This window comes from Pantoea sp. Acro-807 (assembly GCF_011752675.1).
Classification (GTDB): domain Bacteria; phylum Pseudomonadota; class Gammaproteobacteria; order Enterobacterales; family Enterobacteriaceae; genus Pantoea; species Pantoea eucrina.
This window is the reverse complement of the sequence record NZ_VWXE01000001.1, coordinates 110,081-122,593: the sequence shown is the minus strand read 5'-3', so window position 1 is coordinate 122,593 and position 12,513 is coordinate 110,081. Positions and strand designations below refer to the sequence as shown.

Below are 12,513 nucleotides of genomic sequence, written 5' to 3'. Positions count from 1 at the left end.
TACGTAGGGGGCGCATTCATGCGCCCCTGGCCGAATCATATACCGCGGGTTATACGCATTAATGCGTCCCTGGCCGCCCTTACAGCAGCAGGCCGGCGCCGTATAATACGGCTGCGGAGACTACGCCGGCGATGATATCGTCGACCATAATGCCCATTCCGCCATGAACGTTCTTATCGAACCAGCGAATAGGCCACGGTTTCCAGATATCAAAAATCCGGAAGATGACAAAACCAGCCAGTACCCACCAGCCGTTAAGCACCGGGATCGCCATTAGCGTGATCCACATGCCGACAAACTCATCCCAGACGATGCTGCCGTGATCGTGTACGCCCATGTCACGCGCGGTGCGATGACAGAGATAGACGCCCACGCTGATACCCACCAGCACCACCAGCGAATAGAGCTGCAGCGGCAGAAACGTCATCAGCCACCAGAACGGGATCGCGGCCACCGAGCCTACGGTACCCGGCATAAAAGGGCTTAATCCGCTGCCAAAACCGGTTGCCAGCAGATGCCAGGGATTGCGCATCCGCAGGCGACTTTTCGCTACATCTTTATCGCGCGTCAAAATGGTCAAATCCTTTATGGTTAAAGCGGCGCGGCTTGCCGTGCTCCAGCAGCGTCAGCCCTTCCGCTTCCGGGGCGATCTGTCCGATACAGGTATAAGGTGCGCCAAGCCGGCCCAGCGCCACATCCAGCGCGCCGCGGTTAACTTCAGGCACCGTGAAGCAGAGTTCATAATCTTCACCGCCGCTCAGCGCCCAGCGCAGCACCTGCTCCGGCGCAAAATGATCGCGCAGCGTAGCGGAGAGCGGCAGCGCGTCGAGATTCAGGCGTGCGCCAACCCGGCTGGCCGTCAGAATATGGCCAAGATCGGAAATCAGGCCATCAGAGATATCGATCGCCGAGGTAGCAAGGCTGCGCAGCGCCTGGCCCTGCAGCACGCGCGGCATCGGACGCAGATGACGCTTGATCAGCACCTCGTGCACCGCCGGATCGTCAAGACGATGATGATGCTGCAGCAGCGACAGTCCCGCCGCGCTGTCACCCAGCGTGCCGGTAACGTAGATCCAGTCACCTGGCTTTGCACCGGAGCGCTTCAGCGCGCGCCCGACAGGCACCAGCCCATGAATACCCAGCGTCAGGCTGAGCGGACCGCGCGTGGTGTCGCCGCCAATCAGCTGCATATCGTAGTAGTCGAGCAGCTCAAACAGGCTGTCGCTGAAGCCCGCCAGCCAGGTCTCATCGACCTCAGGCAGCGTCAGTGCCAGCGTCAGCCATGCCGGATCGGCGCCCATCGCAGCTAAATCGCTGAGGTTTACCGCCAGCGCTTTGTAGCCGAGATCGGCCGGATGGATATCGCGTAAGAAATGGACGCCCGCTACCAGCGTATCGGTGCTGATAGCGAGGGTCTGTTTGTCAGGAACGTTCAGTAACGCACAGTCATCACCAATGCCCTTCTCCACGTCGCGACGGGAGCTGGTTACACGGTTGAAATAGCGTGCGATCAGTTCAAATTCACCACAGGACATAAATCAGGTCTCAATGAAAAAAGGCCGGTCACCCGGCCTTCTGCACTACTTTCTGTTTGGTCGTATTTGCGGAGCGGCTTTATCCAGCACGCCGTTGACAAACTTATGGCTGTCTTCAGCGCCAAACACTTTTGCCAGCTCAATACCTTCGTTGATGGCGACTTTATAAGGCACATCCGCACGCTTGCTCAGCTCATAGAGCGAGAGGCGCAGGATCGCTTTTTCTACCTGACCCAGCTCTTCAAGCTGGCGCGACAGCCAGGGTTTCATCAGGCCATCCAGGTACGCGCTGTTGGTCGCCACACCGGCCAGCAGTTCGCGGAAATAGCTAATATCGACGTCTTTGACGTCTTGTTCCGCCAGAAACTGGTATTCCACATCGGCAATGTCGTTGTTGGACAACTGCCAGGAGTAGAGCGCCTGGACAGCGCACTCACGGGCGCGACGACGAGCAGCAGGTTTCACAAAATTCCCCTTACAAAAATCAGGCTTTAATGGCTTTCAATACGTTGATCATTTCAAGTGCGGTCAGCGCGGCTTCTGCGCCTTTGTTACCCGCTTTCGTGCCGGCGCGTTCAATCGCCTGCTCGATATTTTCGGTGGTCAGAACGCCGAAGGTGACCGGGATTTCGCAGCTCATTGCCACGTTAGCGATACCGGAGCTCGCTTCACCTGCCACATATTCGAAGTGGGCAGTGCCGCCACGGATCACCGTGCCCAGCGCAACAATCGCGTCGTGCTTACCGGTATTCGCCAGCGCGCGCGCGGCCAGCGGCAGCTCATAGGCGCCCGGCACCCAGACCACGGTGATGTTTTCAGCTTTAACCTGACCGATACGCTTCAGCGCATCTACCGCGCCATCCAGCAGACTGTCATTGATAAAGTTGTTAAAACGCGCAATCACGATGGCAATTTTAGCATCAGGCGTGGCAACAGCAGCTTCGATAACGTTCATACATATCCTTTGGGTGTGTGTTTTATAGCCCCCGCAGAAGGGGGCGGATTCTATCATACTCTTTAGCCGGGCGCTCAGGCTTTTCCGTGCATGCTTAACGCAGGGTCAGGGTAAGACGCAGATCGTCACCCACTTTGCGCACATCACGAAAATCGAGGCGCGGCGCGGCGCTCAACGCCTCCAGCCCGGGGAGCGTACAGAGCCCGCGTCCGGCGTCGCCAAGCAGTATCGGTGCGATATAAACAATCAGCTCATCCACCAGTCCGGCCTGAATCAGCGCGCCCGCCAGGCCCGCTCCCGCCTCGACCCAGACGCTGTTAATCTGACGCTGACCGAGCAGCATCATCATCGCGACCAGATCAAGCTGTTCGCCGCGCGGCGGCACCGCAATCTGCGTTACGCTCTCCGGCCACGCGGCGTCATCGGGAGCGGTACGCATCAGCCAGCTCTCACCCGGCTGATGAATCAGCCGGTGCTGCGGCGTCACGCGCTGCTGGCTGTCAACCACCACCCGCACCGGCTGCCGCAGAGTCTGCGTATCCAGCTGCTGGAGAACGCTGTCGCTGAGTTCATCTGCGCGTACCGTGAGTGACGGATCGTCGGCCAGCACGGTGGCACTGCTGGTAAGAATGGCGGAACTCTGCGCGCGGAACTGCTGCACATCCCGGCGGGCGGCCGCCGAGGTGATCCACTTGCTCTCACCGCTCGCCATCGCTGTGCGGCCATCCAGTGAAGCGCCAAGCTTGAGCTGTATCCAGGGAAACCCGGTGCGCATACGCTTGAGAAACCCGCGATTGAGCGCTTCCGCTTCCGCCATCATCAGCCCGTGACTGACTTCAATTCCCCCCTGCTGCAGGCGCCAGAGACCGCGCCCTGCAACCTGCGGGTTAGGATCCTGCATGGCGACCACCACGCGGCTGACGCCAGCAGCAATCAGCGCATCGCAGCAGGGTGGCGTCCGGCCATGATGGCTGCACGGCTCCAGCGTAACGTAGGCGGTTGCACCGCGCGCTTGCTCTCCGGCCATGCGCAGCGCATGCACTTCAGCATGCGGTTCACCCGCGCGCTGATGCCAGCCTTCGCCGACAATTGTGCCGTCACGCACGATCACGCAGCCGACGTTGGGGTTGGGCGTGGTGGTGAAACGACCGCGTCGCGCCAGTTCCAGCGCGCGCGCCATATAGCGAGCATCGGTCATGATTCAGTCCTGTAAGCGGGCGATCTCTTCGCCAAAGTCGCGGATATCTTCAAAGCTGCGGTAGACCGAGGCGAAGCGGATATAGGCGACCTTATCCAGTTTTTTTAGCTCTTCCATCACCAGATTGCCAATCAGCTTGCTGGCAATCTCACGTTCGCCGGTCGCACGCAGCTGGGTTTTAATGTGATTGACTGCGCTATCGACCGCATCAGCACTGACGGGGCGCTTCTCCAGCGCCTTCATCATGCCGCTGGTCAGCTTATCTTCGTTAAAAGGCTCACGCACGTCGTTGCTTTTTACCACGCGCGGCATCACCAGCTCCGCCATCTCAAACGTGGTAAAGCGCTCATGGCAGACCAGACACTGACGGCGGCGGCGCACCGAGGAACCTTCACTGACCAGGCGTGAGTCGATCACTTTGGTATCCACAGCGGAACAGAATGGGCAATGCATGACGTTTCCTGTCGCGAGATTTTGGGCCACATAGTGTAACGCGAACTCACATTTAACAAAACAGAGGCCGCCTGCGTGGCGGTTTTTTCAGCGCTCATAACCGCTTCTGCCAGCAAATGTCAAAAACGCACTACGCTTAAAGAGCCAATCCGGCACAATCACAGGAGGAACTATGGGTCTGTTTAACTTCGTCAAAGAAGCAGGAGAGAAACTGTGGGACAGCGTGACAGGCGGTGATGACTCCAGCAAAAAGCTGCAGGATCACATCAACAAGCTCGGCCTGCCAGACAGCGATAAAGTCAACGTCAATGTGCAGGGTGATACCGTAACCGTCAGCGGCGATGGCATTTCACAGGAGCTTAAAGAGAAGATTCTGGTGGCAGCCGGTAACGTTGCCGGCATCACTAAAGTGGATGATAAAGTCACCGTCAGCGACACCGCACGCGAAGCCAACCTCTACACAGTGAAAAAAGGCGACACCCTGAGCGCTATTTCCAAACAGGTCTACGGCGATCCGAATCAGTACAACAAAATCTTCGAAGCTAACAAGCCGATGCTGAGCCATCCGGACAAAATCTATCCGGGCCAGGTACTGCGTATTCCGGAATAAGGTGCGGGAGAGAGCATGAGACTCCTCAGGAGCTTACCGGTTCCGGCGGTGCTGTCGCTGCTTCTGCTAAGCAGCTGCAGCGCCCCGCCTCCTGCCCCTCAGGTCAGAGAGCTGCATCAGGAGGTGAGCCAGCTCAATCAGCAGATGCGTCATCTCACCCGCCGCGCCGGCGCGCTGGAGCAGCAGGGCCAGCTTAACAGCCGCTCCACTCAGGGCGCATGGCTGGTACCTGGTTCCGCGACGCCGGTTGATCTGGAGACGCAGCTGGGTACGCTGCGTCTCGCACTGCTGAACGTGAGTGCAGAAGCAAACGGCAGCCAGGCCAGCCTGGTTATCCGCTCTGCTGATGACAAGCCGGTACCCGCGCTGAGCGCGACCGTGGTGTGGGGTGAAAGCGATCCCGCCAGTGGTCAGCCGCTGGCCGCCGACAGCCTGAGTCAGCGCATCAGCGTGCCCGCCAGCCTGATGCCGCGCAGCACGGTAACAGTGCCGCTGCACCTGAGTGGCCTGACACCGGATCGGCTCGGCTATGTGCGCGTACATGAGGTAACGGCAGACGCCGCGCCATAAAAAAAGGCCCTTCCGGAGAAGGGCCTTTTTGCATCGGTCAGCGCCGGGCTTACGGCAGAATAGAAGGCTGATCGGCGCCCTCTTTTTCCACTTTCTGCACCAGCATATGCTCACGCTTCATCCCCAGCTTCAGCGCCAGCGCTGAAGAGACGTAGATGGATGAGATCGTACCGATCGTCACACCAATCAGCATCGTGAGCGAGAAGCCTTTCAGCAGCGCGCCGCCAAAGATGAACAGGATCAGGATCATCGCCAGCGTGGTGATAGAAGTGATCAGGGTACGGCTCAGCGTCTGGGTCAGCGACACGTTGGTGATATCGTAAGAAGAACCGCGACGGATCTTACGGAAGTTCTCACGAATACGGTCAGAAACCACAATCTTATCGTTAAGCGAGTAACCAATCACCGACATCAGCGAGGCAACGATGGTCAGATCGATTTCAATGCTGAATAGCGCCAGCAGGCCGCAGGTGATGATAACGTCATGCGCCAGCGCCAGCACGGTGCCCAGCGCCAGACGCCATTCAAAGCGAAACCCGATGTAGATAAGAATAGCGATCAGCGCAGAGAGCAGCGCCATCGCCCCCGCCTGCGCCAGGTCGCTACCTACGCTTGGTCCGACAAACTCAATGCGTTTTACCGTCGCGTTCTGCTGCGTGGTCTGGTTGATAGAGGACAACACCTTGTTGCCCAGCTCCTGACCCGCATTGCCGGTCGCAGGTGGCATCCGCACCATCACGTCGCGGCTGCTGCCGAAGTTCTGCACCAGCGGCTCGTCAAAGCCCGCTTTTACCAGACCTTCGCGCAGCGCATCGAGATCTGCAGGTTTCTCCAGGTTAATCTCAATCACCGTACCGCCGGTGAAATCGAGTCCCCAGTTAAACCCGCGCACGCCGATAATGGCGATTGACGCCACGATCAGCAGACCCGAGATGATAAACGCCAGCGTATCCCAGCGCATAAAGTCTACGACCTTACGCCCGTGGTTCAGCTGTTCAATACTATATTCCTGTGCCACAACGCACTCCTCAGATAGACAGCTTGTTGATGCGTTTGCCGCCGTACACCAGGTTAACGATGGCACGGGTGCCGACGATAGCGGTAAACATCGAGGTTGCAATACCGATAGCGGTGGTGATTGCAAAGCCTTTGATGGAGCCGGTACCCACCGCATAAAGAATGATGACTTTAATCAGCGTGGTGACGTTGGCGTCGACGATACTGGAGAAGGCGCCTTTGTAGCCCTCATGAATCGCCTGCTGTACCGAGCGTCCGTTACGCAGCTCTTCTTTAATACGTTCGTTAATCAACACGTTGGCATCTACGGCAACCGCCAGCGTCAGCACGATACCGGCAATGCCCGGCATGGTGAGCGTGGCGCCTGGCAGCAGCGACATGATGCCGACAATCAGCACCAGGTTACACAGCAGCGCGCTGGTCGCAATCAGACCAAACTTTTTGTAGAACACCACCATAAAGATGATCGAAGCGATCAGACCCCACAGGCAGGCTTCCAGACCCTGGGTGATGTTCTGCTGACCCATAGTCGGGCCAATGGTACGCTCTTCGACAATCTGAATCGGCGCAATCAGCGCACCGGCACGCAGCAGCAGCGACAGCTGACGCGCTTCGTTCGGGTTGCTGATACCGGTGATGCGGAAGCTATTACCCAGCCGTGACTGAATGTTCGCCACGTTGATCACTTCTTCCTGCTTCGCCAGAATCGCTCTGCCGTTGGCATCTTTCTTGCCGCTGTCCTTGTACTCCACAAACAGGGTCGCCATCGGCTTGCCGATGTTGTCCTTGGTGAAGTTCGACATGATGTTACCGCCCGCGCCATCCAGTGAAATATTCACCTGCGGCTGGTTGTACTCATCCATGCTGGACGTGGAATCGGTGATGTGATCGCCGGTAAGAATGACACGCTTATAGAGCACAACCGGCTGCCCTTCCCGCGTTTTCTTCACTTCTGAGTCACCCGGCACGCGTCCATTTGCCGCAGCACCCGGATCTACGCTGGTATTAACCAGACGGAACTCCAGCGTCGCGGTGGCACCAAGGATCTCTTTTGCCCGCGCGGTATCCTGGATACCCGGCAGCTCAACCACGATGCGGTCGGCCCCCTGACGCTGCACCAGCGGCTCAGCAACGCCCAGCTGGTTAACACGGTTGCGCAGGATATTAATATTCTGCTGTACCGCATATTCCCGCGCTTCACTCAGGCGCGCATCGGTCATCACCGCGCGCATTGCATCGCTGCCCGCACTGGTGAATACCATATCGCGGTGGCGTGGCGTCAGGTAGCCGATCGCGTCATCGCGGCTTTTGGCGTCGCGGAAACGCACTTCCACACCGTAGTTAGCGAGTTTGCTGACGTTGGTATAAGGAATATTCTTTTCACGCAGATCGCTGCGCAGGCCGTCTGCATTCTGCTCCTGCAGCTTGCCCAGCGCGGTATCCATATCCACTTCCATCAGGAAGTGCACCCCGCCCCGCAGGTCCAGACCGAGTTTCATCGGTTCCGCTGCCAGCAGAGTGAGCCAGCGCGGCGTGGCCGGTGCGAGATTGAGGGCTACCACGAAATCGTCACCCAGCGCAGTTGTAAGCGCTTCGCGCGCGCGCAGCTGCACATCGGTGTTAGCGAAACGCGCCAGAATAGCGCCATTTTCCAGTGCGAGGGATTTGCTCTGAATGTTGTCTTGTTTGAGTACGTTCTGGATCTGATCCAACGTCTGCTCACTGGCGGCGCTTCCGCGCGCACCAGTGATCTGAACGGCCGGATCCTCACCATAAAGGTTAGGAAGCGCATACAGCAGGCCGATAAGAATAACGGCGACCAGCATGATGTACTTCCACAAAGGATAACGGTTTAACACGGCAGTTCCCTTCGGGAAGATAAAATTACAGCGCCTTCATCGACCCTTTCGGCAGGACGGCGGCCACGAAATCACGTTTAATCACTACTTCAGTGGTGTCGTTCAGGGCGATAGCGATATAACCGGTATCAGCAACTTTAGTGACACGACCCACCAGGCCGCCGTTGGTCAGCACTTCATCCCCTTTCGAGATGGAGTCCATCAGCTTTTTATGATCTTTGGCGCGCTTCTGCTGCGGACGCAGGATCATGAAGTAGAAAATCAGACCAAAAACCACCAGCATGATCACCAGAGAATACGGACTTCCCTGTGACGGAGCGCCCGCTGCTGCGACGGCGTCAGAAATGAAAAAGCTCATTTAATTTCCCTCATTGATAGAATAATCAGACGTTTAACGGTGGAACCGCTTTGCCCGTCCGTAGGTAGAACTCGCTAACAAAGTGCTCTAATTTACCCTCTTCGATAGCCTGGCGTAAACCCGCCATCAGACGCTGGTAATAGCGCAGATTGTGAATCGTATTCAGGCGTGCGCCCAGTATTTCGTTACAGCGATCAAGATGGTGCAAGTAGGCGCGACTGTAATTGCGACAGGTGTAACAATCACACTCCGCATCCAGCGGCGCGGTGTCATCTTTATACTTCGCGTTGCGGATTTTCACCACGCCGTCGGTAACAAACAGATGACCGTTGCGCGCGTTGCGGGTAGGCATAACGCAGTCAAACATATCGATACCGCGGCGTACGCCTTCCACCAGATCTTCTGGCTTTCCGACGCCCATCAGATAGCGCGGTTTATCCTGCGGAATTTGCGGACAGACATGTTCCAGAATACGGTGCATATCCTCTTTCGGCTCACCCACCGCGAGGCCGCCCACAGCGTACCCATCAAAGCCAATCTCTACCAGACCTTTGACGGAGACATCTCGTAAATCTTCGTAAACACCGCCCTGGATAATCCCGAACAGCGCATTTTTATTACCGAGTGAATCAAAGCGATCGCGGCTGCGTTGTGCCCAGCGCAGCGACATCTCCATCGAACGTTTTGCATAATCCCAGTCAGCCGGATATGGCGTGCACTCATCGAAAATCATCACGATATCGGAGCCGAGATCGTACTGGATCTCCATCGATTTTTCCGGATCGAGGAAGATCGGATCGCCGTTGATGGGGTTGCGGAAATGCACGCCCGCTTCGGTGATCTTACGGATATCACCCAGGCTGAATACCTGGAAGCCGCCCGAATCGGTCAGAATCGGTCCCTGCCAGTTCATAAAGTCATGCAGATCGCCGTGCAGCTTCATGATCTCCTGCCCCGGACGCAGCCAGAGGTGGAAAGTGTTGCCCAGCAGGATCTGCGCACCGGTCTCTTTCACTTCTTCCGGCGTCATGCCTTTAACGGTGCCATACGTGCCCACCGGCATAAATGCCGGGGTTTCAACCACGCCGCGATCGAAAACCAGACGTCCGCGACGCGCGCGTCCGTCTGTTGTATCTAATTCAAATTTCACATTAACCTCATCAGAGAAACAGTCTGATTTACCCGACTGTAGCCGTGCCACCCGCAGGCGGCACTGGAACATTAAGGGTGTGTGCTTCCGACAGGTTCGTCAGGAGCGTGCGGATTACGGGTGATGTACATCGCATCCCCGTAGCTAAAGAAACGGTACTGTTCGGCCACCGCGCTCTGGTACGCCGCCATGGTGTTTTTATAGCCGGCAAACGCAGAAACCAGCATAATCAGCGTCGATTCCGGCAGATGGAAGTTGGTAATGAGCGCATCGATAATCTGGTAGCGATAGCCAGGATAGATAAAGATCTGCGTGTCATCAAAGAAAGGCGCCAGCGGCGCATCCTGACTCGCCTGAGCGGCGCTCTCCAGCGAGCGCACCGACGTGGTCCCTACCGCGACAACTTTATTGCCGCGTGCTTTACAGGCCAGCACCGCGTCAACCACATCCTGCGGCACCTCTGCATATTCCGAGTGCATGATATGGTCATTGATATTTTCAACGCGCACCGGCTGGAAGGTACCGGCCCCGACGTGCAGCGTCACAAACGCCATCTCCACCCCTTTAGCTTTCAGCGCCTCCAGCAGCGGTTCATCAAAGTGCAGCCCGGCGGTTGGTGCTGCCACCGCGCCAGGACGGGCGCTGTATACCGTCTGGTAAAGCTCGCGATCGGCCTCTTCATCCGGGCGATCGATATAGGGCGGCAGCGGCATATGGCCTACGCTATTGAGAATATCGAGCACCGCGCGTTCATCGGTAAAGGCGATCTCAAACAGCGCATCGTGCCGCGCCACCATGGTCGCTTTTACGCTCTCATCGTCGCCCAGCAGCAGCTCAGTGCCCGGCTTTGGCGCCTTTGAGGCACGCACGTGCGCCAGCACCCGCTTATCATCCAGCATACGCTCTACCAGCATTTCAATCCGGCCGCCGCTGGCTTTACGTCCATAGACGCGCGCCGGGATCACCCGCGTATTATTGAACACCAGCAGATCGCCGGGATTAAGCTTCTCCAGCACATCGGTAAAGACACCGTGCGTCAGGGCGCCGCTCGGGCCATCAAGGGACAGCAGACGGCATCCGCTGCGCTGCGCCTGGGGATAGTGGGCAATCAGGGATTCGGGCAACTCAAAGCTAAAATCGGCGACACGCATGTATAACTTTTCCGGACTCAAAAACAGGCGGCATAGTTTAGCGGAAAAGTGGGAAATTCTGAACAACTGGCTGCAGAGACGCGATTCTGCCTATAATAGCGCATGAATTTTCTTGCTCACCTTCATCTTGCCACGCTGGCAGAAAGCTCGCTGCTGGGCAACCTGCTGGCCGACTTTGTGCGCGGCAACGTTCAGGCGCAGTGGCCGGCACCGGTTGCAGCGGGGATCGCCCTGCACCGCCGTATCGATGTGCTGACGGACAACCTGCCTGAAGTGCGTACCGCCCGGCAGTGGTTTCGTCCGGAAACGCGGCGCGTAGCCCCGATTACGCTTGATGTGATCTGGGATCATTTTCTTGCGCGCCACTGGCAGCAGTTCCAGCCCGATATCTCACTCGCCGCCTTTAGTGAGGCTGCACAGCAGCATATTGTGCCGCAGCTGGCGGGAACGCCAGAAAGCTTTATTGAGCTCAACGCGGTGATGTGGCGCGAACGCTGGTTTGAACACTACGCTGAACCGGCGCGGCTGGAGCGGGTGCTGCGCGGCATGGCGTATCGCCGTCCCCGTCTTGCGGCGCTGCGCGACTCCTATCAGGATTTTGTTGATCACTATGACGCGCTGGAAGCGCTGTTTTTTGCTTTCTATCCGCGTCTGATGGCGGATGCTCGCGCACAGCGCCTCTGAATCCGTAATCCGCGCCAATACCTCCTCTCCCCTCTTGCCAGCCGCATATATCTGCGGCTTAATGAAGCCTTTCTTAACTTTACCAGACCCGGCCACACCACCATTCCGCCTGTTCAGGCACGTCTGGTTACTACACCAGCCAGAAAATGATAAGAGGGAAACATGTCATCAGCTACGTTAACTGAATTAGAGGCGCGCTATCAGTTTGCCTGCGAGGTCGCCAGAGCCGCTGGCAGTCGCGCCATGTCGTGGTATCAGCAGCGTAACCAGCTGGTTGCAGAATATAAGAAGGATTTACAGGATCTGGTCAGTGAGGCTGACCGCAACATTGAGGAGTTAATCCGGCACCTTATCCTTGAACGCTTTCCTGAAGACGCGGTTATCGGTGAGGAGAGCGGCGGAGACGCCGGACAGGCACGCTTTATCTGGGTAGTTGACCCGATTGATGGCACCAGCAACTTTCTCAGCGGGCTGCACAACTGGTGCGTGGCGCTGGCGATTGTGTGTGAAGGCGAACCGGTTATTGGCGTGGTATGCGATCCCAATCATCAGGAGATCTTTCACGCCTGCCGGGGCAAAGGCGCATGGATGAACGAGCAGCGTATCCGGGCACACAGCGCCGGCCAGCTGAGCCAGGGGCTGTTTGGTCTGGGCTGTTCCACCAGTCAGCCTGCGGCTCCGCTGCTCGACTTTATCAGCGCGCTGCTGCAGCAGGGCGGCATGTTTATCCGCAACGGTTCCGGGGCGCTGATGAGCGCGTGGGCGGCGGCCGGGCGGCTGACCGGCTATTACGAAGCGCGTATGCAGCCGTGGGACGGCCTGCCTGGCATCGTACTGATGCGGGAAGCGGGTGGAGAGACCAACCGTTATGAGCAGAATAATGGCCTGACGCAGGGCAATCCGGTGCTGCTGGCTAACGCCACGCTCTGGCCGCAGATCAATGCGCTGCTGGCCGAGCCGCTGACGTGAAATC

At 57.6% G+C, this 12,513-nt stretch carries 15 protein-coding genes; 4 read left to right on the top strand and 11 right to left on the bottom strand.

Annotated elements, in window-relative coordinates; genetic code table 11:
- Positions 1-79 precede the first annotated feature (79 nt).
- The 6 genes from pgpA to nrdR form a co-directional block, all read right to left on the bottom strand.
- Positions 80-571 carry a phosphatidylglycerophosphatase A gene (gene pgpA / locus F3J39_RS00615; protein ID WP_039382968.1) on the bottom strand — a complete coding sequence of 164 codons (492 nt, stop codon included), beginning with the start codon at positions 569-571 and terminating at the stop codon, positions 80-82.
- The gene (gene thiL / locus F3J39_RS00610; protein ID WP_039382967.1) at positions 558-1,535 is read right to left on the bottom strand and encodes a thiamine-phosphate kinase; all 978 of its coding nucleotides are present in this window, start codon (positions 1,533-1,535) and stop codon (positions 558-560) included. The genes pgpA and thiL overlap by 14 nt, the downstream gene beginning before the upstream one ends.
- A gap of 45 nt (positions 1,536-1,580) precedes the next feature.
- Positions 1,581-2,000, bottom strand: coding sequence for a transcription antitermination factor NusB (nusB, locus tag F3J39_RS00605; protein WP_039382966.1), 420 nt, complete (start codon positions 1,998-2,000; stop codon positions 1,581-1,583).
- Between the two features lie 19 nt (positions 2,001-2,019).
- Complete coding sequence (ribE, locus tag F3J39_RS00600; protein WP_039382965.1) at positions 2,020-2,490, bottom strand: 6,7-dimethyl-8-ribityllumazine synthase; 471 nt, start codon at positions 2,488-2,490, stop codon at positions 2,020-2,022.
- A gap of 94 nt (positions 2,491-2,584) precedes the next feature.
- The gene (gene ribD / locus F3J39_RS00595) at positions 2,585-3,688 is read right to left on the bottom strand and encodes a bifunctional diaminohydroxyphosphoribosylaminopyrimidine deaminase/5-amino-6-(5-phosphoribosylamino)uracil reductase RibD (RefSeq protein ID WP_166713753.1); all 1,104 of its coding nucleotides are present in this window, start codon (positions 3,686-3,688) and stop codon (positions 2,585-2,587) included.
- Positions 3,689-3,691: 3 nt separating this feature from the next.
- Positions 3,692-4,141 (bottom strand): transcriptional regulator NrdR, encoded by a 450-nt coding sequence (gene nrdR, locus F3J39_RS00590; protein WP_039382963.1) that lies wholly within the window; start codon positions 4,139-4,141, stop codon positions 3,692-3,694.
- A gap of 172 nt (positions 4,142-4,313) precedes the next feature.
- On the opposite strand from nrdR, the gene lysM reads away from it, so the two are divergent.
- Both lysM and F3J39_RS00580 read left to right on the top strand, forming a co-directional pair.
- Positions 4,314-4,751, top strand: coding sequence for a peptidoglycan-binding protein LysM (lysM, locus tag F3J39_RS00585; RefSeq protein WP_039382962.1), 438 nt, complete (start codon positions 4,314-4,316; stop codon positions 4,749-4,751).
- Between the two features lie 15 nt (positions 4,752-4,766).
- Positions 4,767-5,321, top strand: coding sequence for a DUF3251 domain-containing protein (locus F3J39_RS00580; protein ID WP_108569655.1), 555 nt, complete (start codon positions 4,767-4,769; stop codon positions 5,319-5,321).
- A gap of 49 nt (positions 5,322-5,370) precedes the next feature.
- Here F3J39_RS00580 and secF read toward each other — a convergent pair whose 3' ends face one another.
- The 5 genes from secF to queA all read right to left on the bottom strand — a co-directional run bounded on the left by secF (position 5,371) and on the right by queA (position 10,856).
- Positions 5,371-6,339 (bottom strand): protein translocase subunit SecF, encoded by a 969-nt coding sequence (gene secF, locus F3J39_RS00575; RefSeq protein ID WP_065649969.1) that lies wholly within the window; start codon positions 6,337-6,339, stop codon positions 5,371-5,373.
- 10 nt (positions 6,340-6,349) lie between these two features.
- Complete coding sequence (gene secD / locus F3J39_RS00570) at positions 6,350-8,197, bottom strand: protein translocase subunit SecD (RefSeq protein WP_071668617.1); 1,848 nt, start codon at positions 8,195-8,197, stop codon at positions 6,350-6,352.
- Positions 8,198-8,222: 25 nt separating this feature from the next.
- A complete protein-coding gene (gene yajC, locus F3J39_RS00565; RefSeq protein ID WP_039382958.1) occupies positions 8,223-8,555 on the bottom strand; it encodes a preprotein translocase subunit YajC in 333 nt (110 codons plus the stop codon).
- 25 nt (positions 8,556-8,580) lie between these two features.
- A complete protein-coding gene (gene tgt, locus F3J39_RS00560) occupies positions 8,581-9,705 on the bottom strand; it encodes a tRNA guanosine(34) transglycosylase Tgt (protein ID WP_039385736.1) in 1,125 nt (374 codons plus the stop codon).
- A 71-nt stretch (positions 9,706-9,776) separates the two neighbouring features.
- Positions 9,777-10,856, bottom strand: coding sequence for a tRNA preQ1(34) S-adenosylmethionine ribosyltransferase-isomerase QueA (queA, locus tag F3J39_RS00555; RefSeq protein ID WP_094111493.1), 1,080 nt, complete (start codon positions 10,854-10,856; stop codon positions 9,777-9,779).
- A 102-nt stretch (positions 10,857-10,958) separates the two neighbouring features.
- On the opposite strand from queA, the gene F3J39_RS00550 reads away from it, so the two are divergent.
- The gene (locus F3J39_RS00550) at positions 10,959-11,540 is read left to right on the top strand and encodes an ACP phosphodiesterase (protein ID WP_039382956.1); all 582 of its coding nucleotides are present in this window, start codon (positions 10,959-10,961) and stop codon (positions 11,538-11,540) included.
- Between the two features lie 162 nt (positions 11,541-11,702).
- On the top strand, positions 11,703-12,509 hold the full coding sequence (locus tag F3J39_RS00545; RefSeq protein ID WP_166713752.1) for an inositol monophosphatase: 807 nt from the start codon (positions 11,703-11,705) through the stop codon (positions 12,507-12,509).
- The last annotated feature ends 4 nt before the right edge of the window (positions 12,510-12,513 follow it).

Coding starts and splice junctions, on each gene's coding strand:
- thiL (WP_039382967.1), bottom strand. CDS start 1,535: ATGTCCTGTGGTGAATTTGAACTGATCGCACGCTATTTCAACCGTGTA.
- ribE (WP_039382965.1), bottom strand. CDS start 2,490: ATGAACGTTATCGAAGCTGCTGTTGCCACGCCTGATGCTAAAATTGCC.
- ribD (WP_166713753.1), bottom strand. CDS start 3,688: ATGACCGATGCTCGCTATATGGCGCGCGCGCTGGAACTGGCGCGACGC.
- nrdR (WP_039382963.1), bottom strand. CDS start 4,141: ATGCATTGCCCATTCTGTTCCGCTGTGGATACCAAAGTGATCGACTCA.
- lysM (WP_039382962.1), top strand. CDS start 4,314: ATGGGTCTGTTTAACTTCGTCAAAGAAGCAGGAGAGAAACTGTGGGAC.
- F3J39_RS00580 (WP_108569655.1), top strand. CDS start 4,767: ATGAGACTCCTCAGGAGCTTACCGGTTCCGGCGGTGCTGTCGCTGCTT.
- yajC (WP_039382958.1), bottom strand. CDS start 8,555: ATGAGCTTTTTCATTTCTGACGCCGTCGCAGCAGCGGGCGCTCCGTCA.
- queA (WP_094111493.1), bottom strand. CDS start 10,856: ATGCGTGTCGCCGATTTTAGCTTTGAGTTGCCCGAATCCCTGATTGCC.
- F3J39_RS00550 (WP_039382956.1), top strand. CDS start 10,959: ATGAATTTTCTTGCTCACCTTCATCTTGCCACGCTGGCAGAAAGCTCG.
- F3J39_RS00545 (WP_166713752.1), top strand. CDS start 11,703: ATGTCATCAGCTACGTTAACTGAATTAGAGGCGCGCTATCAGTTTGCC.